This is a genomic window from Metallococcus carri, assembly GCF_011440275.1.
Lineage (GTDB): Bacteria > Actinomycetota > Actinomycetes > Actinomycetales > Dermatophilaceae > Metallococcus > Metallococcus carri.
Genome location: NZ_JAAOIV010000001.1, coordinates 250,746 through 276,639, shown reverse-complemented (window position 1 = coordinate 276,639; position 25,894 = coordinate 250,746). Strand labels below are relative to the sequence as shown.

Genomic DNA, 25,894 nt, shown 5'->3' with positions numbered 1-25,894 from the left:
CCGATGCCCGTGGCACCGCTCACCATCGACACAGAAGGACATCGTTCAACCATGCACACCGACCTGAACCGCCGCCAGTTCCTCGCCGGCGCACTGGCCCTCACCGCCGCAGGCCTCGCCGGCTGCACCTCCACCAGCAAGCCCACCTCGTTCGTCGGGCCCGACAGCGCCGCCGTCGCGAAGGCCGAATCCAAGCGCCGCCGCACCGGCGCGACCGTGCAGCGCGCCCTGACCGCCGAACCGGCCACCGTGGACCTGGCCGGGAAAGAGGCGAAGACCTGGGCCTTCACCGGAGCGTCGGCGACCAAGCCGATCCGCGGCAACGTCGGCGACACCCTCAAGGTCGCCCTCACCAACAAGCTGCCCGACCCGACTACCGTGCACTGGCACGGGCTCGCGCTGCGCAACGACATGGACGGGGTGCCGAACCTCACCCAGAAGCCGGTCGAGCCAGGCGGGACGTTCTCCTACCAGTTCGCGCTCCCGCAGGCCGGGACCTACTGGTTCCACCCGCACGTGGGCACCCAGCTCGACCGCGGCCTGTACGCGCCGCTGATCATCGACGACCCCAACGAGAAGGCCGACTACGACCAGGAATGGATCATCGTCCTCGACGACTGGCTCGACGGCGTCACCGCGACACCCGACCAGGTGATGAAGGAACTCGGCAGGGGCATGATGGACCACGGCGGCATGGACATGGGGCCGATGCGGATGGGCAACACCCTGATGGGGGCGACCTCGCCGCTGCTCGGCGGCGACGCCGGCGACGTCTACTACCCGCTCTACCTGATCAACGGCAGGCCAGCGGCCGACCCCGAAACCTTCACCGCGAAGCCGGGCCAGAAGATCAGACTGCGGATCATCAACGCCGGCGGCGACACCGCCTTCCGGTTCGGCGTCGCCGAGCACCCGCTCACCATCACCCACACCGACGGCTACCCGGTCAAGCCGCACGAGGCCGAGAGCGTCGTGCTCGGCATGGGCGAGCGCTACGACGCCGTCATCACCGTCGGCGACGGCGCGTTCGCCGTCATGGCCGAAGCCCTCGGGAAGCAGGACCAGGCCGTCGCCGTCCTGCGCACCGGATCCGGCAGCGCCCCGGCCAAGGGCGCGAAGCTCCCGCAGACGAAAGCTCCCGCCACCGCGGCCGACCTCAAGGCGACCGGCGCGGTCGCCCTGCCCAAGCGCGCCGTGGACCGCACACTCGTCCTCGAGCTGACCGGGGCCATGGAGAAGTACGACTGGGCGATCAACGGCAAGCGCATGGACATGGAGCAGCCCATGCGCGACGCCCTCGGCATCGTCGACGGGGAGCGCGTCGCGCTGGAGTTCAAGAACAGCACCAAGATGTGGCATCCCATGCACCTGCACGGCCACACCTACCAGCACGCCGGCGGCGGGCCCCGCAAGGACACCTCCATCGTCCTGCCCGGCAAGACCCTCCGCGTCGAGTTCGACGCCGACAACCCCGGCCGCTGGCTCACGCACTGCCACAACGTCTACCACGGCGAGGCCGGGATGATGGCCGCTGTCGCCTACCAGCAGGGTTGACCTGTCGGACGAGCTCGGCGGCCAAGGGGCCCGGCGTTAAACGGGCCAAAGCGCAAACGGGTCGTTGTTGGCCGCTGCAGGTTCCCGCGCACACCCAATTGGTTGAGGTTCTTGGCCATCGAGCGATCAAGCGGCGTCCTCTGGTCATACAGGGGATTCACGGAGAGGATCCCGGCGGCGTGAGGCGCTTTCAGACCAGAAGGGGCAAAGCGTTGGATCAGCAGGGTCGTCGTGCGCCGGAGAACGGCATGCATCTAATCTTGGAGTGCTCGACCGATTTGCCCGGCCGCGGCGTGTGGATCATGACTCCGTTGCCGACGTCGCTGGGTGCGGTGGCGTTGCAGAAGAAGACGATGTCGCCAGCTTGGAAAGTCGGATATGGCGACGGGTGAGCCGTCGCGGGATTGGGGCTGCGATGTTCGGCTGATCTGGACGCCGGCGGCTTCCCAGGCTGTCTGGGTGATGCCGGAGCAGTCATATGAACCGGGGTCGGTCGCTCCGAATTCGTAGGGTTTTCCGAGCTGGGACTTGGCGAAGGCGACTGCCGTTCGCGCCCTTGCTGGAAGCCGGTGAACTCGGAAGCGCTGGTCGAGTTAGGGGTGGTGCTGGTCGAGTCGGTCCCCGCTGCGCTGGAGCCGGGGCCGGCGGCTTCACTGCGTTGCCGGTGATCGCCCGTGTCCCAGGGTGGCGGGCTGGGCTGCATCATCTGGCGGTGTGACCAGCAGCCGGCCGAGCACCACCGCCTCCACAACGGTGAGGGCTACCACGCCGGCCCAGAGTTCAACGGTCCATGCCACCCCGACACTCAGATGCAGTCCCAGTAGCTGTGCCGGCCATACGAACAGCGGTACTGCCGCAACCCATCCCTGGTGTTCGGGCCGCCGAGTCCGTGCGGCGGACACGGCGATGTCGGCGACGGCAGCACCCAGCACGGCTGCAATCGCCGCCACGATGTTCTGCCAGTTCTGCAACGCGGCCCCCGGGATGGCCGCAAGCGCAACGAGCATGGTGATCGCCCCGGTCGGGAGTCGCCGGCCGTTGCTGGCCATCAACAGCGGAACGGTGAGCAATGCCGTTGTCAACAAATAGGATGCCAGCCCCAGTGACGTCGGCATTTCGCCGGCCTCATGACCCGGAGCGCCTTCGGGGATCGTGGTCATCGGAATCCGGGCCAACGGTGTGACGAAAACCGAGGTGTAGCTGAGGAAGAAGCCGGCGATCCCGGCGACAACGGCGTAGGAGATCACCGCCGGCCAGGACACGAGCGAACCGCTGCGCCGCGTGAGGCGGTCAGCACGAACTGGGCCGGAGACGAGGAGACCCGCGCCCACCAGGAGCAGAAGATGCGTCGGGGAGACCAGCGCATCGATGCCGGTCTCGATGCCCAGCAACGTGTGCCACAGCATGTCTCCCACGCCACCCAGCAGAAACACTCCGACACCGATCGCGGAGAGACCGTAGCCAGGTGGGAAAGCCATCCGTGCACGAAGCGGCCATGACTGGGATGCGGATTCGTGGGGACGTGCTCGCCACTGCTTCCACCCCAGTCGCGCCGTCCACAGGGCAAGTGCGGCGAAGCCGGAGTAGAGAACGGCATGCCAGGGCGTAAAGAAGGTCTCCATGCCAGGCACGTTCAGATGAGCCCAGCCGTCGGTGTACAGAGCGCCCATCAGCCACAGTCCGAATGCGGCGGCGATCAGATCTTCCCGGGTAGTCGATGCTGCCCACCGTCGAGGGTCTCGGGTCAGCTTGGGAGTTGCCGCTGTCGTATCCATGGATCTCAGCTCCTTCGGCGGGACGATTTCATCGAACCATACCCCCCTAGGGTATAAGTTGCAAGGGTTCTGTGCGATCGTGCTGGGTCGAGTCGTGTGGGTCGCGGATCGCTCGCCGACGAGGGGGCAGGGGGCTCTGACGCCGAGCCGCGTACGACACGATGCGGGTGCCAGCCGGCGGCTCGACACTGCTCTCGTCCGGGATGGCGACGCACGAGGTCATGAGTGCCGATCCTCAGGTCTGCCACGCCATCCAGTCGCCACAGACTCGTCCAGAAACCTCAGATACCGCAGGCGGTGTCGACGGCGCAGCGTGGTCCTCGGCTGCCGGCTTCTCCCTTGGAAGGGAGCCGATGTACGTTGAGATACAGAAGTCATTGATTGGAACCGGCGTGGAGCCCGCTACGGGCACTCGCCAGCCGGCCGAAACCAGCCTTTGGCAAGGAGAAACGCTTCCATTTTCACTTCGCGTAGATCAATGTCACAAACGTGTGGAGTGGGGCTACTTCGATCGGTCGCTGCACGCCTACGGCCAGGAAGGGCGGCCGTGTGCGCGGTGCGGCACACCGATCCGGCGCGAGGCGTTCATGAATCGCTCGTCGTTCAGCTGTCCGCGCTGCCAGCAACGGCCGCGTGGATCCGACGCGGCATCTCTAAGGTGGCAGGGTGACTGAGCTGACCCCGATCGCCCTGCCCACCTCCGATGCCGGTACTTGGCTGGACGAGCGCTGCGGCGGAGGTCTGGAGCGGGCGCGCGGCCTGGTCGATGCGCTGAAGTCGTCGCCGCCCTCGGACGGCATGGACGTGCTGCGCGCCTGGAACGACATCTCCATTGAGCTCGCCAACGCGGCGCTGCCGGCGTCGCTCTTCGCCCAGGTGCACACCGACGCCGACGTCCGCGATGCAGCCGACGAGCACGCGCAGCGGGTCGACGCCTATTCCACCGAGCTCGGTCTCGACCTGGAGCTCTTCGGCATACTCGATGGGGTCGACGACGCGGGTTTCGATGCGGACGCCGCCCGGCTCATCGGCAAGATCCGTCGCGATTTCCGCCGCGCCGGCGTCGACCAGCCGGAACACGTCCGCACGCGGCTGCAGGAGCTCGCCGAGCTCGAACTCAAGGCCGGCCAGGAGTTCAGCAAGAACATTCGCAACGGGGTGCGCTCGATCTCCGTCCCGCCCGAAGCGCTGGAGGGTATGCCGTCCGACTGGCTGGAGGCTCATCCTGCGGGTGACGACGGCCTGGTGACGGTGACCACCGACTACCCGGACTCGATCCCGCTCATTACCTACTGCGCCTCCGCTGACACCCGCCGGGCGATGACGATGGAACGGCTCAACATCGCCTGGCCGGCGAATGACGCTGTGCTGCAACGACTTTTGCAGCTGCGCCAGGAGCACGCCGAGCTGCTCGGTTACTCCGACTGGGCGGACTACGACGCCGAGGTCAAGATGATCCGCACCGGCGCGGCGATCCAGGAATTCGTCGACAGAATCTCTGCCGCCGCCAAGGACCGCGCGCTCGCGGACAAGCAGGTGGTGCTGGACCGGCTGCGTCTGGACCGCCCCGACGCCGTCGACATCGACGCCGCCGACCTCACCTATTACGCGGAGCTCGTTCGCAAGGAGCAGTACGCCGTCGACGCTCAGGAGACGCGCACCTACTTCCGCTTCCCGGCGGTGCGTCAGGGTCTGTTGGATGTCACGGCGCGGCTGTTCGGCGTCGAATGGCGGCCGGTCGCCGATGCGCAGGTGTGGCATGAGGACGTCGCGGCATACGAGGTCGTGCGCTACGGCACCCGCATCGGCCGGATCTACCTCGACCTGCATCCGCGCGAGGGCAAATACAAGCACGCCGCGCAGTTCACCCTCGCGCCAGGGGTGAGCGGTCGGCAGCTGTCCGAAGGGGTGCTGGTGTGCAACTTCAGCCGCGGGCTGATGGAGCACTCGGAGGTGGTGACGCTCTTCCACGAGTTCGGCCACCTGGTGCACACGGTGCTCGGCGGCGACCAGGAGTGGGTGCGCTTCTCGGGCGTGGCCACCGAGTGGGACTTCGTCGAGGCGCCGAGCCAGATGCTCGAGGAGTGGGCGTGGGATCACGACGTGCTCGCGACCTTCGCGCGCAACGACGCTGGTGACGTCATCCCCGCCGAACTGGTCGACAAGATGCGCAAGGCAGATGACTTCGGCAAGGGGTTCCAGGCACGCACCCAGATGTTCTATGCGGCGCTTTCGGTTGCCGCACACCGGGATTCGCCATCCGATCTGACCGAGTTGCTGCGGGAGAAGCAGGCGGCATATTCGGTCTTCCCGTATGTCGAGGACACCCATTTCCACTGCTCGTTCGGGCACTTGGACGGCTATTCCTCGGGCTACTACACCTACATGTGGTCGCTGGTGATCGCCAAGGACATGTTCAGCGCGTTCGACCGGGCCGATCTGTTCGATCCGGCCGTCGCGAACCGTTATCGCGACACGGTCCTCGCCCAAGGCGGTCGCAAGGATGCCGCCGATCTGGTCGAGGACTTTCTCGGCCGGCCGTACACCTTCGACGCCTACGCGAACTGGCTCGATGACTGACGACAGCGCGGTCCGATCGAGGTGGTGAGTTGAGTCGGCTCATCCTGGTGCGGCATGCGATGCCAGCACTGGATGCCCGCATCGCGTCGGCTCAGTGGCAGCTGTCGCCGGAGGGTGAGTCGGCCGCGCGCGCGTTGCGTGGCCTGCTGCCGACTGATGCGGACGTCGTGTCGAGTCCGGAAACCAAAGCGGCACAAACGGTTTCGCTCGCCACCGGTTCGGCGTCGATCGTCACCGACGCTCGCTTCGCCGAGGTATGCCGACCCGGCGAACCCTTCGATGCCGACGTGCGTGCTCGTCGGCTCGCCTGGATCGAGCGGCGACCCGACGAACGGCATACCGGCTGGGAGACGTCCGCCGAGGCCGCGGCTCGCTTCGAGGACGGCGTGCGAGCGCACGCGACGGGGGAGCGACCCCTCGTCATCGGGACACACGGAATGGTGCTCACCGCGTGGCTGCTCTCACGGGGCATCGTCGACCCGGCGGAGGCAGGTGCCTACTGGTCGAACCTCGCGTTCCCGGACGTGGTCACGGTCGATTGCGGCTAGCTGGCGCGGTCGAGTCGGGCGGTGGTGGTGTTTTCGGGTTCGGTGATGTAAGTGTTGCCGTGCGGGCTGGTCCAGGTGCAGACACCGTCGTCGGTCATGGTCACCGACCAGTTTGATTCGTGTTTGACGCGGTGGTGGTGTTTGCACAGCAGTTGCAGGTTGGCCGGGGTGGTGGGGCCGTTGGGCCAGGGGGTGACGTGGTCGGCTTCGCAGGCTCGGGCGGGGGTGTCGCAGGTGGGGAATCGGCAGTGTTGGTCGCGGGTTTCCAGGAATCTGCGGATCCGGATCCCGGGGCGGTAGGCGTCGCTGCTGGTGTCGTGCAGGACGCCGGTGGCCGGGTCGGTGAGGGCGCGCACCAGGGTGGTGTCCAGGTCGCGGGTCAGGCGGGTGATCACCTCGGCGGGGATGTGCCCGATCCCGGGAATGGTCACATCCCCCAGGGCGCGGGTGTGGCCGTCGTCGCTGGGTCGGACGGGGACGTGGAAGACCAGGGTGGTGGTGACCTCGGCCTGGGCGCTGATCAGGTCGGTCAGGGCGTCCACGCGGTGCTCGGCCAACGTTTTGCTGGTGGCGGACATGTCCCGCAGGTGGTGCGCGTGGTCTTCGATGATGCCGTGCACGGTGGCGGCCAGTTCGCTGGGCAGGACCGCGGTCATGCTGGTCAGCCCGTGGATGTGGTGGCCGGTGAACCAGACCCCGAGTTCGCGGCGGCGTTCGCGGGTGGCGGCTTGGCGGGCGGCGCCGGTTTCCCATGTCAGCACCAGGGTGCGGGTGCGGCGGGCGGTTTGCCGGGTGGTCCACCCGGTGATCCCGGCGCGGATGACGTCGTCTTCGACGACGGCGCAGGTGGCTGGGGAGGCGTTCAATAGTTCGTCACCGACCGCGCGGACCTGGGCCATCCCGACCTGGCCGTGACCGGCCATCCGCAACAGGCGTGGGGTGCGTTCGGCGGCGGTGACCGCGTCGCTGAGCCGGCCGGAGGCGGTGCGCGGTGACCAGTTGAGTGCGGTGCCCAGGTCGGTGTCGGCGAACTCTTCGGCGTGACCCAAGGGGTGGTGGACCTCCCGGGTTTGGCCGGTGTCCGGGTCGGTGGTTTCTTCGATGGCGGCGTACCGGGCCATCGCGACGACCTGGGTGGCTTCGATACGGTGCCGCAACTGCTCGCAGTCCCCGGCCAGGGCCGCGAACTCCTGCCGCGGCAGTTCGATCGTGGCGTCGTCGTTGGCGAGCAGTTCGAAGGCTTGGCTCACCAGGCGTGCCGCGTCCGCGAGCAGCCCGGCGGACCGGTTGCTCGGTGTCGCAGTGCTGGTGGGCGGCATACCTGATTGTATCTGTGTTCGAACCTACAATTCAAGGATTTCGACGACGTTGTGGAGAACTTATTCGCCTGGGAGACAACGCGATCGACACCGTCAGCGCTGTCAGTGGTCCGTGATATGGGGATCGGGTTCGTGGGCTCACGACGCCGCTTTGGCTGGCACCACGGCCGGCCGCGATCATCGAGATGTCACATCCGCAGCCTGTCGTTCGTCAACCAGATGCAGCAGACTCACCACCCATCATCCGCGAGCCAAGGAGCGCCCATGCCGTATGCCGTTGACTTCACCGACGTGTCCACCGTCGGCCTCGAGTCGTCACCTGTCGCCGACGCCCTCGCCGGGCTGCGCGCCAACGAGGCGCGCTACTTCAAGAACAAATACGACATCACCTTCACCACAGTCCCAGCGGACGAGGCGAAGGACACCCTCGACTGGGTGACCCGAATCCTGCAGGAGGAGCGCGGCATCAAGATTGCTTCGCCCGCCCTCGAAGTCGCCGAGCCGAACCCCGAGGGGATCCGCTGGGTTTACGTCTTCTACGAGAGCGGCCTGGCGATCAACGTGCTCTACACGCTCGCCGAGGGCGAGAAGCGCGCCGTCGGTTTCAAGCTGTCCGACGGCATGGAGGTGCCGGAGGAGCTCAGTGCGTTCAAGTTCGCCCGGCAGAAGTCCAAGCTCGCCGGCACGATTCGCGGCTCGTATTTCGTCATCAAGAACGAGCACTGACCGACCCGCTACGTCGCAACCAAGGCCGCGGCGTACGTTGACCTCGTGATCGAACTCAAGACCCCCGCCGAGGTCGAGGCGATGCGGCCGGCCGGCCGCTTCGTCGCCTCGGTGCTCACCGCGCTGCTCGAGGCCGCCGATGTCGGCGTCAACCTGCTCGACCTGGACGCCTTGGCGCACAAGATGATTCGCGAGGCGGGCGGGGAGTCGTGCTATATCGACTACCACCCGAGTTTCGGCGCGAGCCCGTTCGGCAAGGTGCTGTGCACGAGCGTCAACGACGCCGTCCTGCACGGTCTGCCGCACGACTATCGGCTGCGCGATGGGGACCTGCTGAGCCTCGACTTCGCCGCCTCGATCAACGGCTGGGTCGCCGACTCGGCGGTCTCGACCATCGTTGGCAAGCACCGCGACGAGCAGGACCAGCGGGTCATCGACACCACTGAAGAAGCCCTGGAGGCAGCCATCGGCGTGGCCAAGGCCGGCAACAAGCTCGGCGACATCTCCGCCGCTATCGCGCAGGTCTGCCACGGTGCGGGCTATGCGGTCAACACCCAGTTCGGCGGCCACGGTGTCGGCCGCACGATGCACGGCGAGCCCCATGTGCCCAATGACGGGCGCGCCGGGCGGGGCCTTGTGCTGCGTCCGGGCTTGGTCATCGCGATCGAGCCCTGGCTGATGCGGGGGACCGACCAGCTCTACACCGACCGCGACGGGTGGACCCTGCGCAGCGTGGACGGCTCCCGTGGGGCGCACAGCGAGCACACCATCGCAATCACCGACGGCGACCCGCTCGTCCTCACCGCTCGCTAGACACTCACCGCTCGCTGGTCGCGTCTGCTTCGGCGGTGATCAGCACCCGGCGCAGCAGGACGTTGAGCCGGCGCAACTCGGTGACCGAGAGGGCAGAGAGCAACCGCTGCTCCTCGTGCGTCCACAGGGTGATGATCCGGTCCCATGCCGCGCGCCCATCCGGGGTGATCTCGATGACGATGCTGCGCCGGTCCTTGGGGTCTTCGGTGCGCGTCGCCAGCCCGGCGCGCACCAGCTTGTCGACGCGGCTCGTCATACCAGCCCGGGTGACCCCCGTGCGCTTGGCGAGCTCGGCCGGCGTCGAGCGAGCTTGCTCCTTCACCTCGCCGCCGACGAGCGCGTGCAGGGTCATGAACTCGTCATACGAGAGGGGATCGTGACGCAACAAGGTGCGCAACCGCTGGCTCGACAGTTTGGTGATCGACATCATCCGCGAGAGCGCGCCTTCGACCTCGCGGTCGTAGCCGTCGACATCGGTCCACAGGGCCGACCAGCGGTCCAGATGGTCGTCGACGGAATCTCGTGCAGCAGCCATGCCGGATAGTGTGGCAGATCGCGGATTATTCGTTGACAGATAGTTAGACGCCGTATGATGATGTCGGTCATGCGCCGCGTCCTTCGCCATCACGACGTCCGCTGGCTGATGCTCGGCCAGGGATTGTCCTGGCTCGGCGACGGCTTCGTGTCGGTCGCGCTCGCGGTGGCGGTGCTGACCCACGGCGGCAGCGCCGCGGATCTCGGCCTGCCGATCGGCGCGACGATGGCCGGCCGGCTGATCTTCAGCCTGGTCGGCGGGGTGTGGGCCGACCGCCTGCCGCCCACGGTGATCATGGTGAGCAGCGATCTGGTGCGGGCCGCGCTTGCGGCGGCCGTCGCGTGGATGTTCGCGACCGGCGACTGGAACCTTGCGATCCTCACGGTCACATTCGGCCTCTTCGGCGCCGTGAGCGCCTTCTTCATGCCGGCGATGATGAGCCTCAAGCGCGATCTCGTCGAGCCCGCCGAGCGGCAGAAGCTCAACGGCCTGTTGAGTTCGCTGCAGACCGGCGCCGCGATCGCCGGGCCGGTCCTCGCCGGTGGGCTGGTCGCGATCGCCGGCGCACCGATCGGATTCGCCGCCAACGCAGCGTCCTTCGTCATCTCCGCGCTGTGCGTCCTTCGGGTGCGGGCGCGTCCCGAGCGCGCGGAGCCGGCGAGATTCCTCGCCGACCTGCGGGGTGGCTTCTCCGCGATCGTCGACCGGCCATGGTTGTCGGCGCAGATTCTGATGGCACTCGTCTACCACGTCGGCAACGGCGCTGCCCTGGTGCTGATCCAGGTCATCGCGGTGCAAAGCCTCGGCGGAGCGCGTGCCGTCGGCCTCACCGAAGCCGCGATCGGCCTGGGCAGTCTGCTCGGGGCCTTGCTCGGCACCTGGGTGCGTCCGCGCCGGCCGCTGGTCTGCACCGTGCCATTTCTCGTCTCGACACCGCTCGGCATGCTGCCCTTGGTGCGACCGTGGCCGCTGCCGGTGGTTCTCGTCGGCCTGGCCCTCGGCTTCGCCGGGTTGATGGTCTACGGCGTGGTCTACGAGACGGTCGTGCAGCAGGAAGTGCCCGGGCAGCTGTATGCCCGGGTGGCCTCGTGGGATCAGCTCGGCAGCTGGGCCGTCATACCGCTCAGCTCCGCGCTCGGCGGGGTGCTGGCGGCGTCATACGGTGCCGGTCGCGTGCTCGCGGTGTGCGTCGCGCTCATGACGCTCGCGTGCCTCGCGCCCCTTTTCGTGCGTGCCAGTTGGCACGTGAGGTATGCCGGGGCTTCGGCTCACTGACCGGTGGCGGGCGGCTGCTGACCCGGCTGACCAGGCTGACCGGGCTGGCCCTGGGCCTCCTGGACACCGAGCTGCTTCTCGGCCGCCTCGACGCCCGAGCGGACCTGGCTGTTGTACTTGCCGCCGGTCTTGGTGTCGATCGCCTGCTCGGCCTTGGACAGGCCCTGGCGGACCTTGTCCGGGTTCTTCCGGGCGAAGTCCCTGGCCTTGTTGACCAGGTTGTTGAAGTTGACCATCGTGATTCACCTCTCGGGGTGGGGGCACGTGCTGCGCGAAAGTACCATCCCGCGCGGATAGAGTGACCCGGAACCCAGCGCCGCCCGGGCAGGAGACCACCGCCTCGTGTACGTCAAGAGCCTCACCCTGAAGGGCTTCAAGTCCTTCGCGTCGGCCACGTCGATGCGGCTCGAACCGGGCATCACCTGCATCGTCGGCCCCAATGGTTCGGGCAAGTCCAATGTCGTCGACGCGCTCGCCTGGGTGATGGGCGAGCAGGGCGCCAAGAGCCTGCGCGGCGGCAAAATGGAGGACGTCATCTTCGCCGGCACCCCCGGTCGGCCCGCCCTTGGTCGCGCCGAAGTGACGATGACGATCGACAACACCGACGGTGCGCTGCCGATCGACTACACCGAGGTCACGATCCGCCGCACGATGTTCAAGGGTGGCGGCTCCGAATACGCCATCAACGGCACCTCGTGCCGACTGCTCGACGTGCAGGAACTGTTGTCCGACAGCGGAATTGGCCGCGAGATGCACGTCATCGTCGGCCAGGGTCAGCTCGACGCCGTGCTGCGCGCGACCCCGGAGGAGCGCCGCGGTTTCATCGAGGAGGCGGCCGGCGTCCTCAAGCACCGCAAGCGCAAGGAGCGAGCGCTGCGCAAGCTGGAGCAGATGGAGGCCAACCTCCAGCGCGCGGGTGACCTCACCACCGAGATCCGGCGCCAGCTCGGCCCCCTCGGCCGGCAGGCCGAGACGGCGCGCAAGGCCGCCGTCATCCAGGCCGAGGTGCGCGACGCCCGGTTGCGGTTGCTCGCCGACGATCTCGTCCAGCTGACCACCACGCTTGAGCAAGAGGTCGCCGACGAGACCGCCCTGCTCGAACGCCAGCAGCAGGTCCGCACCGACCTCGAGCGCGCTCAGGGCGAACTCGCCCGCTGGGAGCAGGAGGCCGCCGAGGCAGCGCCGCGCTTCACCCGCATCCAGGACCAGTGGTTCAGCTTGTCCTCGCTCAAGGAGCGGGTCGCCGCGACCGGCAGTCTCGCCGCCGAACGGGTTCGGCTGCTCAGCGAGGACGAGAGCCAGGAACGCAGTGACTCCGGTCGTGACCCGGAGAAGCTGCGCCGGCAGGCTGCCGAAGCCCGCGAGGCACTCAGTCGCCTGGAGTCGGAGATCGAGGCCGCCGGCGTCGCCCTCGAAGAGGCGATCGCCCGGCGCTCGCAACTCGAGGACGATCACCACACCGAGCAGCAGCGCCTCACCCGGCTCGCCCGGGCCGCGGCGGACCGGCGCGAAGGGCTGGCCAAACTCGAAGGTCAGGTCGCCGCCCGCCGGTCGCGGATCGAGGCCGGTGAGGCCGAACTCGGCCGGATGGCCGGCAGCGCGGACGAGATCGTCGCCCGGGTCGCCGCCCTGGAGAAGGAACACGCCGCCCTCGAGTCCACCATCGCCCAGGACGAGGAGGGCGAGGAAGGGCTCGACGAGGCGTATGACGCCGCCGAGGCGGCCCTGGCGAGCGCCCAGCAGCGGCACGAGGCGGCCCTTGAGCAGGGACGGTCGGCCGAGCGCGACCGGCATACGCACCAGGCGCGGGTGGATGCGCTCGAACTCAGCCTCCGTCGCCAGGACGGCGCGGCGCACCTGCTCGAACAGGCTGACGGGGCGGGGTTGCGGGGTTCGCTCACCGAGCTGATGACGGTCACTGGCGGGCACGAGGCGGCCATCGCGGCCGCGCTCGGCTGGGCGGCCGACGCGCTGGTCGCGGACAGTCTCGACGCGGGCGCGACGGCGCTGGAGCGGCTGCGCGCCGACGATGCCGGACGGGCCACCGTGCTGCTCGCGGGAGCGCCCGATGCGGGTCGCCGCGAGGTGACCCTGCCCGCCGGCGCGCGCTGGGCGGCCGAGGTGGTCACGGTGCCAGCCGACCTGCGACCAGCCGTCGACCGGCTGCTCGACGGAATCGTGCTCGTTGATTCGGTGGACGATGCCAAATCCGTTGTGGCTCAGGATGATTCGCTCACCGCAGTGACTGCGGACGGTGACCTCGTCGCCGCCGGTTATCTGCGCGGCGGCTCATCGGGTGCACCGAGCCTGCTCGAGATCCAGTCGGCCGTCGACGAGAGCCGCGCCGCGGTCGAGGAGGCGGCGCAGCGGGGCGAGCGGGCGCAGTTCCTGCTCGAGCAGACCCGCGGCGAGGTCGAGCAGGCGCAGGCCGCGCTGGACGCGGCCCTCGAGCGGCTGAGCGCGAGCGATGCCCGGATGGCCTCGATCGGCGAACAGTTGAGCAGCCTCGGCCAGGCGCTCAAGGCGGCTCGCTCGGAGCGGGACCGGCTCACCACCGGCCGCGCCGGCGTCGAGCAGCAACTCGCCGCGACCCGGGAGGAGCTCACCGAGCTCGAGGCCCGCCTCACCTCGGCGCAGGAAGCCCCCGAAGAGGAGGAGCCGACGACGGACGAGCGCGACCGACTGGCCGCCGAGGCCGCGCAGGCGCGCACCCGGGAGACGGATCTGCGCCTCGCTCTGCGCACCAAGGAGGAACAGGCGCGGTCGCTATCCGGTCGGGCCGACGGTCTCGAAGCGGCCGCGCGGTCGGAGATCGAAGCTCGCGAGAAGGCGCGGCTGCGCCGCGAGCGCCGCGCGCGTGAGGCGTCGACCGCTCGCGCGGTCCAGGCGGGAGCCGCCACGCTCGTCGCCCACGTCGAGCAGTTGCTGCAGGTGGCCGGCCGTCGGCGGTCTGCGGCGGAGCAGCAACGACAGCAGCGGGACGCCCAGCTTGCCCAGCGGCGCAAGGATGTCGCGACCATCTCCGATGAACTGCGTGAGCTCACCGACACCGTGCACCGCGACGAGATCGCGCGTGCGCAGCAGCGGATGCGCATCGAGGCGCTGCAGACCAAGGCGGTCGAGGAGCTCGGCATCGAGCCCGACAAGCTGATGGAGGAGTTCGGCCCGCACCTGCCGATCCCGCATATCGCCGGCCCGGACGACGACCCGGACGCCCAGCCAGAGCCCACGGCGTTCGTGCGCGAGGAGCAGGAGAAGCGGCTCAAGTCCGCCGAGCGCAAGCTGGGTCAGCTCGGCCGGATCAACCCCCTGGCGTTGGAGGAATTCGCGGCGCTGGAGGAGCGACACAAGTTCCTCGTCGAGCAGCTGGAGGATCTGAAGAACTCCAAGCGCGACCTGCTGGAGATCGTGGCCGAGGTCGACGAGCGGGTGCAGCGGGTTTTCGCCGAGGCGTTCGAGGACACGGCGCGCGAGTTCGAGGGTGTCTTTTCCCGGCTGTTCCCCGGTGGCGAGGGGCGCCTGGTGCTCACCGACCCCGAGGACATGCTCGGCACCGGCATCGAGGTGGAGGCCCGCCCGCCGGGCAAGAAGATCAAGCGGCTGTCGCTGCTGTCCGGTGGCGAGCGCTCGCTGGTCGCGGTCGCGCTGCTGGTGTCGATCTTCAAGGCGCGGCCCAGCCCCTTCTACATCATGGACGAGGTCGAGGCCGCCCTCGACGACGCCAACCTCGGGCGCCTCATCACCCTCTTCGAGGAACTGCGCGACTCCAGCCAGCTCATCGTCATCACCCACCAGAAGCGCACCATGGAAGTCGCCGATGCGCTGTATGGCGTGTCCATGCGCGGCGACGGCGTCACCACGGTGGTGTCGCAGCGCATTCGGGACGTCCAGCCCGACGAGCCGCAACCCGAGCCCGCGAGCGCGTGATAATTCACCGAACTGTCAGCCGGAACACAGCGTTTCGATGCGGTAGCACACGGACCGTTCCGGCACAATAGCGCCATGCTCTGGCTGATCCTCGCCCTTCTGATCTGCGTCGCCCTCGCCTCCGTCGTGGTCGGTCTGGTTGCCGTGCCCGCCCGCCGCGAGGGCCGGCCGCTGCTCACCGAGCGCGGCGAGCATGTCGTGGCGAGGGTGACCGACGGCACCGAGGCCGTGGCCAGCAAGGCCAAGGGCGCGACCGAATCGGTCAAGTCGGTCGCCAAGCGCGACCGCGCCGACGCCTGAGCCCGACCTGCCCGGACCGCACCGACGTGACCCGTCGGTGCGGTTTGCCATGATGGGCGCGTGGACCAGCTCTGGGAGATCCTGACTGTCATCACCGTCATCCTCGTCGCCGGGGTGGTCGGTGCCGTGGCCCTCGTGCGCGGGCGAGGGCGAGGCGGCGCGACCAAGGAACTGCCGCCGCAAGAGACGCAGGTGCCGTCCGCCAAGGATGCGCCGACGCGCGGTGCGAACACCTACAAGCCGAGTTCCACCGCGACGATCGACACCAGCAAGGGTGCGACCCCGGCGCCGCCGAAGGACGACGAACCGGCCGAAGTCCCCACCGGACCCACCGTCGAGGACAACGCACCCGCCATACCGGAGACTGCGCCGGTCGAGACCGAGCCCGAGGTCGGCACCGAGCGCCCGGAGTCCGCCCGCAACCGGATGACCCGGCTGCGTTCGCGACTCGCCGGTTCGCAGAACACGATGGGCAAGGGGCTGCTGTCCCTGCTGTCGGCCGGGTCGCTCGACGAAACCGTCTGGGAAGAGGTCGAGGACACCCTGCTGGGCGCGGACCTCGGGGTCGAGGCGACCACCGAGCTCGTGGACAACCTCAAGCGCCGCGTTTCGGTCGAGGGCACTCCGACCGCCGAGCGGCTGGAGGCCTGGCTGCACGAAGAGCTGCTGACGCTCGTCAACCCCGACCTCGACCGCCGCATCGCCGCCAGCCGCCAGGGCGACCGTCCGGCGGTGATCATGGTCGTCGGCGTCAATGGAACCGGCAAGACCACCACCGTCGGCAAGCTCGCCCGAGTGCTCGTCGCCGAGGATAAGGAAGTGCTGCTCGGCGCCGCCGACACCTTCCGCGCGGCCGCCGCCGACCAGCTCGAGACCTGGGGCGCCCGCGTGGGCGTCGCCACCGTCCGCTCCGACAAGGAAGGCGCCGACCCCGCGGCGGTCGCCTTCGATGCGGTCAAGGACGGCAAGGACGAAGAAGTCGACGTCGTGATCATCGACACCGCAGGCCGGCTGCACAACAAGGTCGGCCTGATGGATGAGCTGTCCAAGGTCAAGCGGGTCATCGAGAAGCAGAGCCCGATCGATGAGTGTCTGCTCGTGCTCGACGCCACCACCGGTCAGAACGGCATGCGCCAGGCCGAAGTCTTCGCCCAGGCTGTCGACATCACCGGCGTCGTGCTGACCAAACTCGATGGCACCGCCAAGGGCGGCATCGTCGTGCTCGTCCAACGCGAACTCGGCGTCCCGGTCAAGCTCGTCGGCCTCGGCGAGGGCGCCGACGACCTCGCGCCCTTCGACCCCAAGGCCTTCGTCGATGCCGTCCTCGACTGACAGTCTCGACGCGCGCTTCCGCGCGGCCCAGCCCTTCGCCGAGCGCGGGTTCTGGCGTCCGCGGGTCGGCCTTGCCGACCGCCTGCGCTCGCTCGCAAGGTATGCCGAGCGCCAGGGCGACGACCTCACCAGTTGGGACGGCTACGGCGAGCGGGGCCCAGTCGCCGAGGTCGAGAAGCGCGTCGCTGACCTCCTGGGCACCGAGGCCGCCGCTTACTTCCCGAGCGGGGTGATGGCCCAGCAGGTCGCTCTGCGGGTCTGGACCGAGCGGTTGGGTTCGCGCCGGGTGGCGCTGCCGGATCTGTCGCATCTGATCGTTCACGAAGAAGACGGTCCTCGGGCCGTGCACGACCTCGACTACGTGCATCTCACCACCGGTCCGGTGACCGCCACCGCGGCCGACCTCGCGAAGGTCCCCGGCGAGCTCGGGGCGGTGCTCGTCGAGCTGCCGCTGCGTGACGCCGGCCATCTCCTGCCGACCTGGGAGGAGCTCGTTGCACTTGCGGCCGCTTGTCGGGAGCGTGGAGTGCCCTTCCACCTGGACGGCGCCCGGCTGTGGGAGTCGGCACCGCATTTCGCGCGCTCCTTGGACGAGATCGCGGGCCTCGCGGACTCGGTTTATGTCAGCTTCTACAAGGGCCTCGGCGGCCTGTCCGGCGCGGCACTCGCCGGCGACGCGGACTTCGTGCGGGAATCCCGGTTGTGGCGCCGACGGCTCGGCGGCACCGTGTGGACCGCGGCGCCGCACGCGTTGTCCGCGCTCCAGGGCCTGGACGAGGTGCTGCCGCTCATGCCGCGGTTGCACGAGTTCGCACAATCCCTCGCTGAGGCGTTCCGGGCGAGCGGTCTACGCGTCCACCCCGAACAGCCGCACACGAATGCCTTCCGGCTCTACCTCGAAGGCGACCGGGACGGCATACGGAAGAAGGTCGTGCAGGCCTTGGAGCGAGACCACGTGGCGCTGCCCTTCGGCTGGCAGCGGGCCGACGTGCCCGGGTGGTGCTTCACCGAGATCACGGTGACGCCGGAGATCCTCACCGAGACCCCAGCGGACTTGGTCGAACAGCTCATCACGTCGATCCGGCGCCGATCGGCGTTCGCGGATATCAAACGCGCGCGTGGACTCAGCTCTCGCGAGATCCTCGACGATCTGCGCGGCGATCGGTCTGGATGAGCGGGTCGCTCAGCATCCAGCGCACCATCGCCACCCCGGCCGCGCCGAGCCGCAGATCGGCCGCGTGCCGGGGACCGGCGGTTGGCAGCCCGAGCAGGCGGGCGGCATACGGCGGAAGGGTCGCGATCGCGCCGCGGTAGAGCAACGAATACCCAGCAACGCCAACGGAATTCAGCTGTGACGGGTTGCGCAGGAAGTCGCGCACGTCGCGCGCGTCCGGTCCCGCCTCAAGCACCGGCCGGTATGCCGTGAGCCGTTCGTCCAGCGCCGCGACTGAGCGCGGCGGGTCCGGCACGCCGATGCCCTGCGCTGCCCGCGCGGTCTGGGCGACATACAGGTCGGCCTCGGCGGGGGACAGCGGCGAGGGCGCGAACCGCTGGTAGCTGTCGAGGAAGCTGCTGATCTCGGCGATGTGCACCCAGGTCAGCAGATCCGGGTCGCCGGCGCGATAGGTGCGCTCGCCGGCCACGCCACCGATCCGGTCGTGCACCCGGCGCACCCTGGTCATCGTGCGTTCGGCCGCTTCGATCGTGCCGAAGGTCGTGGTCGAGATGAAGCCACTGATCTTCTGCGCCACGCCCGCCATCGCGACGCGAGGTGCGGGGATCGGCATACCTCCGATTATTCGTCACATGCCTGTAACACGACGTGGCGGCAGGTGAAACGCGCGTTTGGGAACTTTCCGTGTCATGAGTTCTCTTCTCGCCTTCGCTGCGGCCGAGCCGCCGCCCACGCTGGATTCGGGCAACACCGCCTGGATGCTGACGTCGGCCGCGCTCGTGCTGTTTATGACGATCCCCGGCCTGGCGCTGTTCTACGGCGGTCTCAACCGCTCCAAGGGCGTGCTCAACATGATGATGATGTCGTTCGGGCCGTTCGGCCTGATCGGCGTGATCTACGTGTTGTGGGGCTACTCGATGTCCTTCGGCAGCAAGGACATCGGCGGGATCATCGCCAGTCCGCTGGAGTTCTGGGGCCTGAAGGGAATGCTGCCGGGCGAACCCGGCGCCACCGTGCTGCAGGACGGCGGCATCCCCACACTCATCTTCGTCGGCTTCCAGTTCACCTTCGCCGCCATCACCGTCGCGCTGATCAGCGGTGCCCTGTCGGACCGGGTGAAGTTCTCGACCTGGATGGTCTTCTCCGCGCTGTGGGTCACCCTCGCCTATTTCCCGCTCGCGCACATGGTCTGGGGCGGCGGTCTGCTCTCCGGCTCCGCCGACGGCATCGCGGCCAAGCTGTTCGGCCTCACCGACGGTGCCGCGACGATCGCTCCGATCGACTTCGCCGGTGGCACCGTGGTCCACATCAACGCCGGTATGGCGGGCCTCGTGCTCGCGCTCATCGTCGGGCGCCGCAAGGGCTTCGGCAAGGTGCCGATGCGTCCGCACAATGTCACGCTCGTCATGCTCGGCTCCGGCATCCTGTGGTTCGGCTGGTACGGCTTCAACGCCGGCTCGGCGCTCGCCGCCAACGATTCCGCGGCGCTGGCCTGGGTCAACACCACCGTCGCCACCTGCGCGGCGATGCTCGGCTGGCTGGTCGTGGAGAAGCTGCGTGAAGGGCATGCGACCTCGGTCGGCGCGGCGTCCGGCATCGTGGCCGGCCTGGTCGCGATCACCCCGGCCTGCGGCAATGTCACCCCGCTCGGCGCGATCGGCGTCGGCGTGATCGCCGGTGCCGCGGCGGCGATGGCGGTCGGGCTGAAATACCGCCTCGGCTTCGACGACTCCCTCGATGTCGTCGGCGTCCACCTGGTGGCCGGCTTCTGGGGCACGATCTCGCTCGGCATCTTCGCCCGCGGCACCGGCCTGGCGTATGGCGACTGGCGCCAGTTGGTCGTCCAGCTCATCATCGCGCTGGTCGCGCTCGTCTTCACGGCCGTGGTCACCACGGTCATCGCCCTCGCGCTGAAGGCCACCATGGGCTGGCGCATCAGTGAGGACGACGAGGTGGCCGGCATCGACCAGGCCGAGCACGCGGAGTCGGCATACGACTTCGGCGGCCGCGGCGCCGGTCGCGTGTCCCCCCTCGGCCAGCACGAACCGGACGCCCGGCACCACCACGAGATCGACAGTGAGGTCCACGCATGAAGCTCGTCACCGCCATCATCAAGCCGTTCAAGCTCGACGAGGTGAAGGAGGCGCTGGAGGCCTACGGCATCGCCGGTATGACGGTCAGCGAGTCCAGCGGGTACGGCCGGCAGCGCGGGCACAGTGAGGTCTACCGCGGCGCCGAGTACACCGTGGACTTCGTGCCGAAGGTGCGCATCGAGGTGATCGTGGAGGACATGGACGCCGCGGCGGTCGTCGACGTCATCGTCAAGACCGCGCAGACCGGCCGGATCGGCGACGGCAAGGTGTGGGTGATGCCGGTCGAGGACGTCGTGCGGGTCCGCACCGGTGAGCACGGTCCGACCGCGCTCTGACGATGACGATCACCGACCACACGGGCCGGCGGCTCGATCTGGCGGCGACCCGTGAGTTCAGCCGGTCCGGCGCGGGGGCAGCGCGCCGGACCCGGCTCACGGCATACGCGACCAGCCTGCTCGGCGACCTGTGGGTGGACGCGGCGGCGCCACTCCGCGGGCGGGCGGACCAGGGCGTCGCGCTCGCGGCCGTCGGCAGCGTTGGTCGCGGTGACCCCGGACCGCTCAGCGACTACGACCTGGTGCTGCTGCACGACGGGCGCTCGCTCAGCTCGAAGGACGTCAACGCGCTCGCCGACCGGTTGTGGTATCCGTTGTGGGACAACGGGATTCGACTTGATCACTCGGTGCGCACGCTGGGGGAGTGCCGGCAGGTGGCGGCCGCCGATCTCGCCGCCACGGTCGGCATGCTCGACCTCACCTGGATCGCCGGTGACGCCGTGCTCGTCGCTGGCGTCCGCCAGGGCATCGCTCACGATTGGCGGGCCAACGCGCGCAAGCGGTTGCCCGAGCTCATCGACTCGTTGCGCGCCCGGCACGAGCGCCACGGCGACCTCACCAGCGATCTGGAGCCGGACCTCAAGGAGGCCCGCGGTGGCCTGCGCGATATGACCGTGCTCGGGGCGCTGACTTCGGCCTGGCTCACCGACCGCCCGCACGGTGCGGTCGACCAGGCCTATGCCTCGCTGCTCGATGTGCGCGACGCCCTGCATGTCGCCACCGGGCGCGGCCGGGATCGGCTGGCGCGCAACGACCAGGACACCGTCACGGCCCTGCTCGGCCTGCCCGACAGCGACGCGCTGCTGACCTATGTCGTGCAGTCGGCCCGGACCATCTCCTATGCCCTCGACGCGACGATGCGGCGGGCGGCGCAGAGCCAGCGAGCGCGGACCTTGCGTGTTGGTCCGCGCCGGCCGGTGCTGAAACCGCTCGGCTTCGGCCTGCACGAACACGACGGCGAGGTCGTGCTGGGTCCGGGTGTGACCCCGGGTCCCAACGATCACCTGCTGCTCCTGCGCGCCGCCCGCATCGCCGCCCGCCGCGGTATGCCGCTCGCCCCCACCACGATCGCGAACCTGAGCCGCACGCTCGAGCCGCTCGGCACGCCGTGGCCGCCGGAGGTGCGCGACGCCTTCCTCGACCTGCTCGCGACCGGGCCGGGGCTGCTGCCGGTGTGGGAGAGCCTGGACCTGGCGGGCGTGGTGGACCTGTGGTTGCCGCAGTGGAAGGCGGTGCGCAGCCGCCCGCAGCGCAATGCGGTGCACCGGTTCACCGTCGACCGGCACCTGGTCGAAACGGTGGTCGAGGCCTACGAGCGGCGGGCCGATGTTGCTCGCCCCGACCTGTTGCTGCTCGCCGCGCTGCTGCACGACATCGGCAAGGTGAGCGGGGCGCTGGACCACTCGCTCGAGGGCGCGCCGGTCGCTGCCGCCATCGCGCGGGGGATGGGCCTGCCCGACGAGGACGTGGCCGACGTCGAGCTGCTGGTCCGCGAACACCTCACCCTGGTCGACCTGGCGACCCGGCGCGATCCCCGCGATCCGGCCACGGTCAAGGCCTTGTCCACCGCGGTCGACGGACGCCGCGACCTGCTGGAACAGCTGCGGGCCCTCACCGAGTCCGACGCGCTCGCCGCCGGCCCGAAGGCCTGGACCGGCTGGCGGGCCAAGCTGGTCGGCGACCTGACCACCCATGTGCGCGCGACCCTCGGCGACGAACCGGCCGCCACCGAGCCACTGCCCGCGGCGACCCTCCCCGTCGGTGCGAGCGAGCGCCTCGCCGTCGGTGAACCCTGGGTGCAGGTCACCCCGTCCGCCGGGGGCGCCCAGGTCGAGATCGCCCATCGCGACCGGCTGGGACTCTTCGCGGACTCGGCCGGCCTGCTCGCGGCATACGGCATGACGGTGCGGTCGGCGCTGCTGCACACGCTGGAGGGGTCGGCATACGACATCTGGCAGGTCGAGGTGCCGACCGACGAGGCACCTGAGGCCGAGGAACTCGTCCGTGGCCTGCGCCGGCTCGCCACCGGCGATCGGTCTCCGCTGCGCGGGCTGGACCGGCGGCGCGGCAAGTCTCGCGACCTGACCGCACCGCCCGCACGTGCCACGGTGGTGCCGGGAGCGTCCGCGGACGCGACCGTGCTCGAGGTGCGTTCGCCCGACCGTCCGGGTCTGTTGCGCGATCTCGGTATGACGTTCGCCAAGCTCGGCCTCGCGGTCCGCTCCGCGCATGTGGCGACCTATGCCGGGCAGACGCTCGACACCTTCTATCTCACCTCGCTCGGCGACGAACCGCTCACGCCACCGGCCGCAGCGCAACTGATCGCTGCCGTGATCGACGCCTGCGAGGCCTGAGCGACGGCTCGCGAGATACCCTACGCAGCGTGTTCAACAGTCTGTCCGACCGCCTGACCGGCACCTTCAAGAACCTTCGTGGCAAGGGTCGACTCACCGAGTCCGACATCAACTCCACGATCCGCGACATCCGCCTCGCGCTCATCGACGCGGACGTCGCGACACCGGTGGTGCGCGAATTCACCGGCCGGGTGCGTCAGCGGGCGCTCGGCGCGGAGGTCAGTGGGGCGCTCAACCCCGGGCAGCAGGTCGTCAAGATCGTCAATGACGAGCTGATCCAGATCCTCGGCGGCGAAACCCGCCGGCTGAACATGGCCAAGACCGGGCCGACGGTGATCATGCTCGCCGGTCTGCAGGGTTCGGGCAAGACCACCTTCGCCGGCAAACTCGCCCGGCTGCTGCGCGACCAGGGACATTTCCCGGTGCTGGTGGCGGCCGACCTGCAGCGCCCCAACGCGGTGCGGCAGCTCGAAGTCGTGGCCGACCGGGCCGGGGTGCCGTGCTTCGCGCCGGAGCGGGGCAACGAGGGCGGCCACGACGCGGTGACCGAGACCGGGGAGGGCACGCGCTCGTTCGGCGACCCGGTGTGGGTGGCGCAGGCGGGTGTCGGCCAGGCCAAGGTCCGGCAGTACGACGTGGTGATCGTCGACACCGCCGGCCGGCTCGCGGTGGACGAGGCGCTGATGGACCAGGCGCGCAATATCCGCGACGCGATCCAGCCCGACGAGGTGCTCTTCGTCATCGACGCGATGATCGGCCAGGCCGCGATCGAGACCGCGCTGGCCTTCAGCAAGGGCGTCGACTTCACCGGTGTGGTGCTGTCCAAGCTCGACGGTGACGCCCGCGGTGGTGCCGCCCTGTCGGTCGCCTCGGTCACCGGCAAGCCGATTATGTACAGCTCGATCGGCGAGCAGGTCAAGGACATCGAGGTCTTCCACCCCGACCGGATGGCCTCGCGCATCCTCGACATGGGCGACGTGCTCACCCTCATCGAGCAGGCCGAGAAGGCGTTCGACAAGCGCCAGGCCGCCGAGATGCAGCGCAAGTTCATGGCGGAGGAGGACTTCACCTTCGACGACTTCCTGCAGCAGATGAGCGCCGTGCGCAAGATGGGCAACCTCAAGTCGATCCTCGGCATGATGCCCGGCATGGCGAACATGCGCGACCAGCTCGCCTCCCTCGATGAGAAGGAGTTCGACCGGGTCGAGGCGATGGTGCGCTCGATGACGCCCTTCGAGCGCACCCACCCCAAGCAGATCAACGGCTCACGGCGGGCGCGCATCGCCGGCGGTTCGGGTGTGACGGTGTCCGAGGTCAACCAGTTGCTCGAGCGCTTCGGTCAGGCCCAGAAGATGATGCGCCAGTTGCGTCGCGGCGGCGGTATGCCGGGAATGCCTGGTATGCCGGGGATCCCCGGTGGCGCCGGCGGCGCGAAGAAGGGCAAGGCCCAGAACAAGAAGAAGGGCAAGTCGGGCAACCCGGCCAAGCGCGCCCAGCAGGAGGCCGCCGCCCAGCAGCGTCAGGTGGAAGCGCGCGAGAAGGCCTTCAACGAGGCGGTCGGCGCCCAGGAGGAGCCGGATCTGTCGCAACTGAAGCTGCCCAAGGGTTTCGAGAAGTACCTCGGCAAGCAGGACTGACGCGCAGGCGGACTCGGGGGTCACGTGAAGCTGCACACCACGTCATACGGCGAGGCCGGCCCCCGGGTCGCGTTCTGCCACGGGTTGTTCGGGCAGGGCCGCAACTGGACCGGGGTCGCCAAGGCCGTCGCCGACGATCACCGGGTGACGCTGCTCGATCTGCCCGATCACGGCCGGTCCGCGTGGTCGGAGTCCTTCTCCTACAAGGCGATGGCGGCCGAGGTCGCATCGACGCTGCGGGAGATCGGTGGCTCGGACCCGTGGGCCGTCGTCGGTCACTCGATGGGCGGCAAGGTCGCGATGATCCTCGCGTTGTCGGAGCCGGACCTGGTGTCACGGTTGTGCGTCGTGGACATCGCGCCGGTGGATTACGGCGGTCTCACCTCCTTCGACGGGTATGTCGAGGCCATGGCGGCGCTCGACCTGCCGGCCACCACGACCCGGGCCCAGGCCGACCGGGCCATGCGCGACGCAGTCCCCGACGACGTGGTGCGCGCCTTCCTGTTGCAGAACCTGCGCCGCGATCACGACGGGTGGCGCTGGCAGATGAACCTCGACCTGCTCGCCCGGTCGTTGCCGAAACTCGGCGGCTGGCCGCGGCTGCCGAGCGATGCTCGGTATGACGGTCCGGTCGTCTGGGTGGCGGGCGCGGACTCGGCATACATCACGCCGGACTACCGGCCGGCGATGGAGGCGCTCTTCCCGCGGGTGCGGCTGGTCACGGTGAAGAACGCCGGCCACTGGGTGCACTCGCAGCAGCCGGCGACCTTCACCGCGATCCTGCGCGACTTCCTGCGCTAAGCGCCGTCAGCGGGCGTTCTCGTCGGGCTGGTGGATGCCGAAAGTGTTGCCTTCGGTGTCGATGTAGTAGCCCTGCCACGCCATACCGGGCAGCGCGAACTTCGGCATGGCGACCTGGCCGCCGGCGTCGAGGATGCGCTTCTCGGCAGCGTCGTAGTCGTCGACGGCCATCGTGCAGACATAGGCGTTGGTGCCCTGCTGCGGGCTGGGCGCGGCGGCGGGACGCTGCAGCAGGCCGCCGTTGATGCCGTCGTTGCCGCCCTCAGCAGCGGCGGTGATGCCCCAGTAGGGCGAGCCGGTGAACTGGCTGTAGTCCTCATACTTCCAGCCAAAGGCCTTCTCGTAGAACGACTTTGCCCGCTCCAGGTCATCGGCCTGAATCTCGAAGTGAACGGGTCCGGACATGCTGCCTCCTCGGTGTGTGGTGCTCGACGATGACCAGCATTGCCGCTGCCACCGACACTGTCACTGCTCTCGTCCTCAGGCGCGGGCGAGGTGAGGCCGCCGAGCCCCTGCGCGAACTCTCCTCGGCCGGTATGACGGGGTGGGTCGCCTCGCGCTCGCTGCACCCGTAGTAGAGGAATCCGGCGGTTATCGCGACCAGTTCCCGAGGCTGCCGAGCGGCACGTTTTCGTCGCCCGAGCGGGCACCAATCACCGGCCGAGCGGCGAGTTATGGTCGCCTGGCGGTCGCCTCGCCTTCTCTACATCAGTAGTAGAGGAAACCGGCGGCTATAGCGACCAGTTTTCGTCGTGCCCCCGCTGATTTCTCACCCGCCCCGCCGGGGCGGTGAATCCCGCGGGCAGGGGACCAGAA

22 protein-coding genes and 2 pseudogenes are annotated in these 25,894 nt (G+C 69.0%); 17 read left to right on the top strand and 7 right to left on the bottom strand.

Annotated elements, in window-relative coordinates; genetic code table 11:
• Positions 1-51: 51 nt before the first annotated feature.
• Complete coding sequence (locus G9U51_RS01340; protein WP_029144349.1) at positions 52-1,554, top strand: multicopper oxidase family protein; 1,503 nt, start codon at positions 52-54, stop codon at positions 1,552-1,554.
• Between the two features lie 254 nt (positions 1,555-1,808).
• Here the strand turns inward: G9U51_RS01340 and G9U51_RS17960 are convergent.
• Together G9U51_RS17960 and G9U51_RS01330 are read right to left on the bottom strand one after the other, a co-directional pair.
• Positions 1,809-2,060, bottom strand: a pseudogene (locus G9U51_RS17960) (NlpC/P60 family protein); the annotation flags it as partial.
• 144 nt (positions 2,061-2,204) lie between these two features.
• The gene (locus G9U51_RS01330) at positions 2,205-3,329 is read right to left on the bottom strand and encodes a hypothetical protein (protein WP_144009639.1); all 1,125 of its coding nucleotides are present in this window, start codon (positions 3,327-3,329) and stop codon (positions 2,205-2,207) included.
• 500 nt (positions 3,330-3,829) lie between these two features.
• Here G9U51_RS01330 and G9U51_RS01325 point away from each other — a divergent pair.
• From G9U51_RS01325 to G9U51_RS01315, 3 genes and pseudogenes are all read left to right on the top strand, one after another.
• Positions 3,830-4,003 (top strand): annotated as a pseudogene (locus G9U51_RS01325) (zinc finger domain-containing protein); the annotation flags it as partial.
• Positions 3,996-5,909: a M3 family metallopeptidase gene (locus G9U51_RS01320; protein ID WP_166192050.1), complete on the top strand. Its 1,914-nt coding sequence runs from the start codon at positions 3,996-3,998 to the stop codon at positions 5,907-5,909. The pseudogene G9U51_RS01325 and the gene G9U51_RS01320, both read left to right, overlap by 8 nt.
• 29 nt (positions 5,910-5,938) lie before the next feature.
• Entirely contained in the window at positions 5,939-6,457 is a 519-nt protein-coding gene (locus G9U51_RS01315) for a histidine phosphatase family protein (protein WP_166192047.1), read from the top strand.
• Here G9U51_RS01315 and G9U51_RS01310 read toward each other — a convergent pair.
• Entirely contained in the window at positions 6,454-7,776 is a 1,323-nt protein-coding gene (locus tag G9U51_RS01310; protein WP_166192044.1) for an HNH endonuclease signature motif containing protein, read from the bottom strand. The genes G9U51_RS01315 and G9U51_RS01310 overlap by 4 nt on opposite strands.
• A 264-nt stretch (positions 7,777-8,040) precedes the next feature.
• Between G9U51_RS01310 and G9U51_RS01305 the strand changes: the two genes are divergently transcribed.
• Together G9U51_RS01305 and map are read left to right on the top strand one after the other, a co-directional pair.
• On the top strand, positions 8,041-8,502 hold the full coding sequence (locus G9U51_RS01305; RefSeq protein WP_166192041.1) for a phage tail protein: 462 nt from the start codon (positions 8,041-8,043) through the stop codon (positions 8,500-8,502).
• A 45-nt stretch (positions 8,503-8,547) separates the two neighbouring features.
• Positions 8,548-9,315, top strand: coding sequence for a type I methionyl aminopeptidase (map, locus tag G9U51_RS01300; protein WP_166192038.1), 768 nt, complete (start codon positions 8,548-8,550; stop codon positions 9,313-9,315).
• 4 nt (positions 9,316-9,319) lie between these two features.
• On the opposite strand, the gene G9U51_RS01295 is transcribed toward map, so the two are convergent.
• The gene (locus tag G9U51_RS01295) at positions 9,320-9,850 is read right to left on the bottom strand and encodes a MarR family winged helix-turn-helix transcriptional regulator (RefSeq protein WP_166192035.1); all 531 of its coding nucleotides are present in this window, start codon (positions 9,848-9,850) and stop codon (positions 9,320-9,322) included.
• A gap of 69 nt (positions 9,851-9,919) precedes the next feature.
• On the opposite strand from G9U51_RS01295, the gene G9U51_RS01290 reads away from it, so the two are divergent.
• Positions 9,920-11,125, top strand: coding sequence for an MFS transporter (locus G9U51_RS01290; protein WP_166192032.1), 1,206 nt, complete (start codon positions 9,920-9,922; stop codon positions 11,123-11,125).
• On the opposite strand, the gene G9U51_RS01285 is transcribed toward G9U51_RS01290, so the two are convergent.
• Complete coding sequence (locus G9U51_RS01285; RefSeq protein ID WP_166192029.1) at positions 11,119-11,361, bottom strand: antitoxin; 243 nt, start codon at positions 11,359-11,361, stop codon at positions 11,119-11,121. The two genes, G9U51_RS01290 and G9U51_RS01285, sit on opposite strands and share 7 nt — an antisense overlap.
• A gap of 106 nt (positions 11,362-11,467) precedes the next feature.
• On the opposite strand from G9U51_RS01285, the gene smc reads away from it, so the two are divergent.
• The 4 genes from smc to G9U51_RS01265 all read left to right on the top strand — a co-directional run bounded on the left by smc (position 11,468) and on the right by G9U51_RS01265 (position 17,858).
• Positions 11,468-15,052, top strand: a complete 3,585-nt coding sequence (gene smc / locus G9U51_RS01280; RefSeq protein WP_166192026.1) for a chromosome segregation protein SMC — start codon at positions 11,468-11,470, stop codon at positions 15,050-15,052.
• Positions 15,053-15,127: 75 nt separating this feature from the next.
• Positions 15,128-15,352 carry a hypothetical protein gene (locus tag G9U51_RS01275; protein WP_166192023.1) on the top strand — a complete coding sequence of 75 codons (225 nt, stop codon included), beginning with the start codon at positions 15,128-15,130 and terminating at the stop codon, positions 15,350-15,352.
• A gap of 60 nt (positions 15,353-15,412) precedes the next feature.
• Positions 15,413-16,684, top strand: coding sequence for a signal recognition particle-docking protein FtsY (gene ftsY / locus G9U51_RS01270; RefSeq protein ID WP_166192020.1), 1,272 nt, complete (start codon positions 15,413-15,415; stop codon positions 16,682-16,684).
• On the top strand, positions 16,668-17,858 hold the full coding sequence (locus tag G9U51_RS01265; protein ID WP_166192017.1) for a threonine aldolase family protein: 1,191 nt from the start codon (positions 16,668-16,670) through the stop codon (positions 17,856-17,858). Before ftsY ends, G9U51_RS01265 begins: the two co-directional genes overlap by 17 nt.
• Here G9U51_RS01265 and G9U51_RS01260 read toward each other — a convergent pair.
• Positions 17,809-18,471 (bottom strand): oxygenase MpaB family protein, encoded by a 663-nt coding sequence (locus G9U51_RS01260; protein ID WP_166192014.1) that lies wholly within the window; start codon positions 18,469-18,471, stop codon positions 17,809-17,811. The two genes, G9U51_RS01265 and G9U51_RS01260, sit on opposite strands and share 50 nt — an antisense overlap.
• A 76-nt stretch (positions 18,472-18,547) precedes the next feature.
• Between G9U51_RS01260 and G9U51_RS01255 the strand changes: the two genes are divergently transcribed.
• Genes G9U51_RS01255 through G9U51_RS01235 form a run of 5 tightly spaced genes read left to right on the top strand, consistent with a single transcriptional unit; the run spans position 18,548 to position 25,078 of the window.
• Complete coding sequence (locus G9U51_RS01255; protein ID WP_166192011.1) at positions 18,548-19,951, top strand: ammonium transporter; 1,404 nt, start codon at positions 18,548-18,550, stop codon at positions 19,949-19,951.
• The gene (locus tag G9U51_RS01250) at positions 19,948-20,286 is read left to right on the top strand and encodes a P-II family nitrogen regulator (RefSeq protein ID WP_166192008.1); all 339 of its coding nucleotides are present in this window, start codon (positions 19,948-19,950) and stop codon (positions 20,284-20,286) included. Before G9U51_RS01255 ends, G9U51_RS01250 begins: the two co-directional genes overlap by 4 nt.
• 2 nt (positions 20,287-20,288) lie before the next feature.
• Entirely contained in the window at positions 20,289-22,640 is a 2,352-nt protein-coding gene (locus G9U51_RS01245; protein WP_166192005.1) for a [protein-PII] uridylyltransferase, read from the top strand.
• A 29-nt stretch (positions 22,641-22,669) separates the two neighbouring features.
• The gene (gene ffh, locus G9U51_RS01240) at positions 22,670-24,277 is read left to right on the top strand and encodes a signal recognition particle protein (RefSeq protein WP_166192002.1); all 1,608 of its coding nucleotides are present in this window, start codon (positions 22,670-22,672) and stop codon (positions 24,275-24,277) included.
• Positions 24,278-24,301: 24 nt separating this feature from the next.
• Positions 24,302-25,078 (top strand): alpha/beta fold hydrolase, encoded by a 777-nt coding sequence (locus tag G9U51_RS01235; RefSeq protein ID WP_166191999.1) that lies wholly within the window; start codon positions 24,302-24,304, stop codon positions 25,076-25,078.
• Between the two features lie 6 nt (positions 25,079-25,084).
• Here G9U51_RS01235 and G9U51_RS01230 read toward each other — a convergent pair whose 3' ends face one another.
• Positions 25,085-25,483 carry a VOC family protein gene (locus tag G9U51_RS01230; RefSeq protein ID WP_166191996.1) on the bottom strand — a complete coding sequence of 133 codons (399 nt, stop codon included), beginning with the start codon at positions 25,481-25,483 and terminating at the stop codon, positions 25,085-25,087.
• 29 nt (positions 25,484-25,512) lie between these two features.
• On the opposite strand from G9U51_RS01230, the gene G9U51_RS01225 reads away from it, so the two are divergent.
• Positions 25,513-25,653: a hypothetical protein gene (locus G9U51_RS01225; protein ID WP_166191993.1), complete on the top strand. Its 141-nt coding sequence runs from the start codon at positions 25,513-25,515 to the stop codon at positions 25,651-25,653.
• Positions 25,654-25,894 lie beyond the last annotated feature (241 nt).

Bases quoted from the DNA above. Each gene is read 5' to 3' on its own strand.
- G9U51_RS01340 (WP_029144349.1), top strand. From the start codon at position 52: ATGCACACCGACCTGAACCGCCGCCAGTTCCTCGCCGGCGCACTGGCC.
- G9U51_RS01330 (WP_144009639.1), bottom strand. From the start codon at position 3,329: ATGGATACGACAGCGGCAACTCCCAAGCTGACCCGAGACCCTCGACGG.
- G9U51_RS01310 (WP_166192044.1), bottom strand. From the start codon at position 7,776: ATGCCGCCCACCAGCACTGCGACACCGAGCAACCGGTCCGCCGGGCTG.
- G9U51_RS01305 (WP_166192041.1), top strand. From the start codon at position 8,041: ATGCCGTATGCCGTTGACTTCACCGACGTGTCCACCGTCGGCCTCGAG.
- G9U51_RS01295 (WP_166192035.1), bottom strand. From the start codon at position 9,850: ATGGCTGCTGCACGAGATTCCGTCGACGACCATCTGGACCGCTGGTCG.
- G9U51_RS01290 (WP_166192032.1), top strand. From the start codon at position 9,920: ATGCGCCGCGTCCTTCGCCATCACGACGTCCGCTGGCTGATGCTCGGC.
- G9U51_RS01285 (WP_166192029.1), bottom strand. From the start codon at position 11,361: ATGGTCAACTTCAACAACCTGGTCAACAAGGCCAGGGACTTCGCCCGG.
- G9U51_RS01275 (WP_166192023.1), top strand. From the start codon at position 15,128: ATGCTCTGGCTGATCCTCGCCCTTCTGATCTGCGTCGCCCTCGCCTCC.
- G9U51_RS01265 (WP_166192017.1), top strand. From the start codon at position 16,668: ATGCCGTCCTCGACTGACAGTCTCGACGCGCGCTTCCGCGCGGCCCAG.
- G9U51_RS01260 (WP_166192014.1), bottom strand. From the start codon at position 18,471: ATGCCGATCCCCGCACCTCGCGTCGCGATGGCGGGCGTGGCGCAGAAG.
- G9U51_RS01255 (WP_166192011.1), top strand. From the start codon at position 18,548: ATGAGTTCTCTTCTCGCCTTCGCTGCGGCCGAGCCGCCGCCCACGCTG.
- G9U51_RS01250 (WP_166192008.1), top strand. From the start codon at position 19,948: ATGAAGCTCGTCACCGCCATCATCAAGCCGTTCAAGCTCGACGAGGTG.
- G9U51_RS01245 (WP_166192005.1), top strand. From the start codon at position 20,289: ATGACGATCACCGACCACACGGGCCGGCGGCTCGATCTGGCGGCGACC.
- G9U51_RS01230 (WP_166191996.1), bottom strand. From the start codon at position 25,483: ATGTCCGGACCCGTTCACTTCGAGATTCAGGCCGATGACCTGGAGCGG.
- G9U51_RS01225 (WP_166191993.1), top strand. From the start codon at position 25,513: ATGACCAGCATTGCCGCTGCCACCGACACTGTCACTGCTCTCGTCCTC.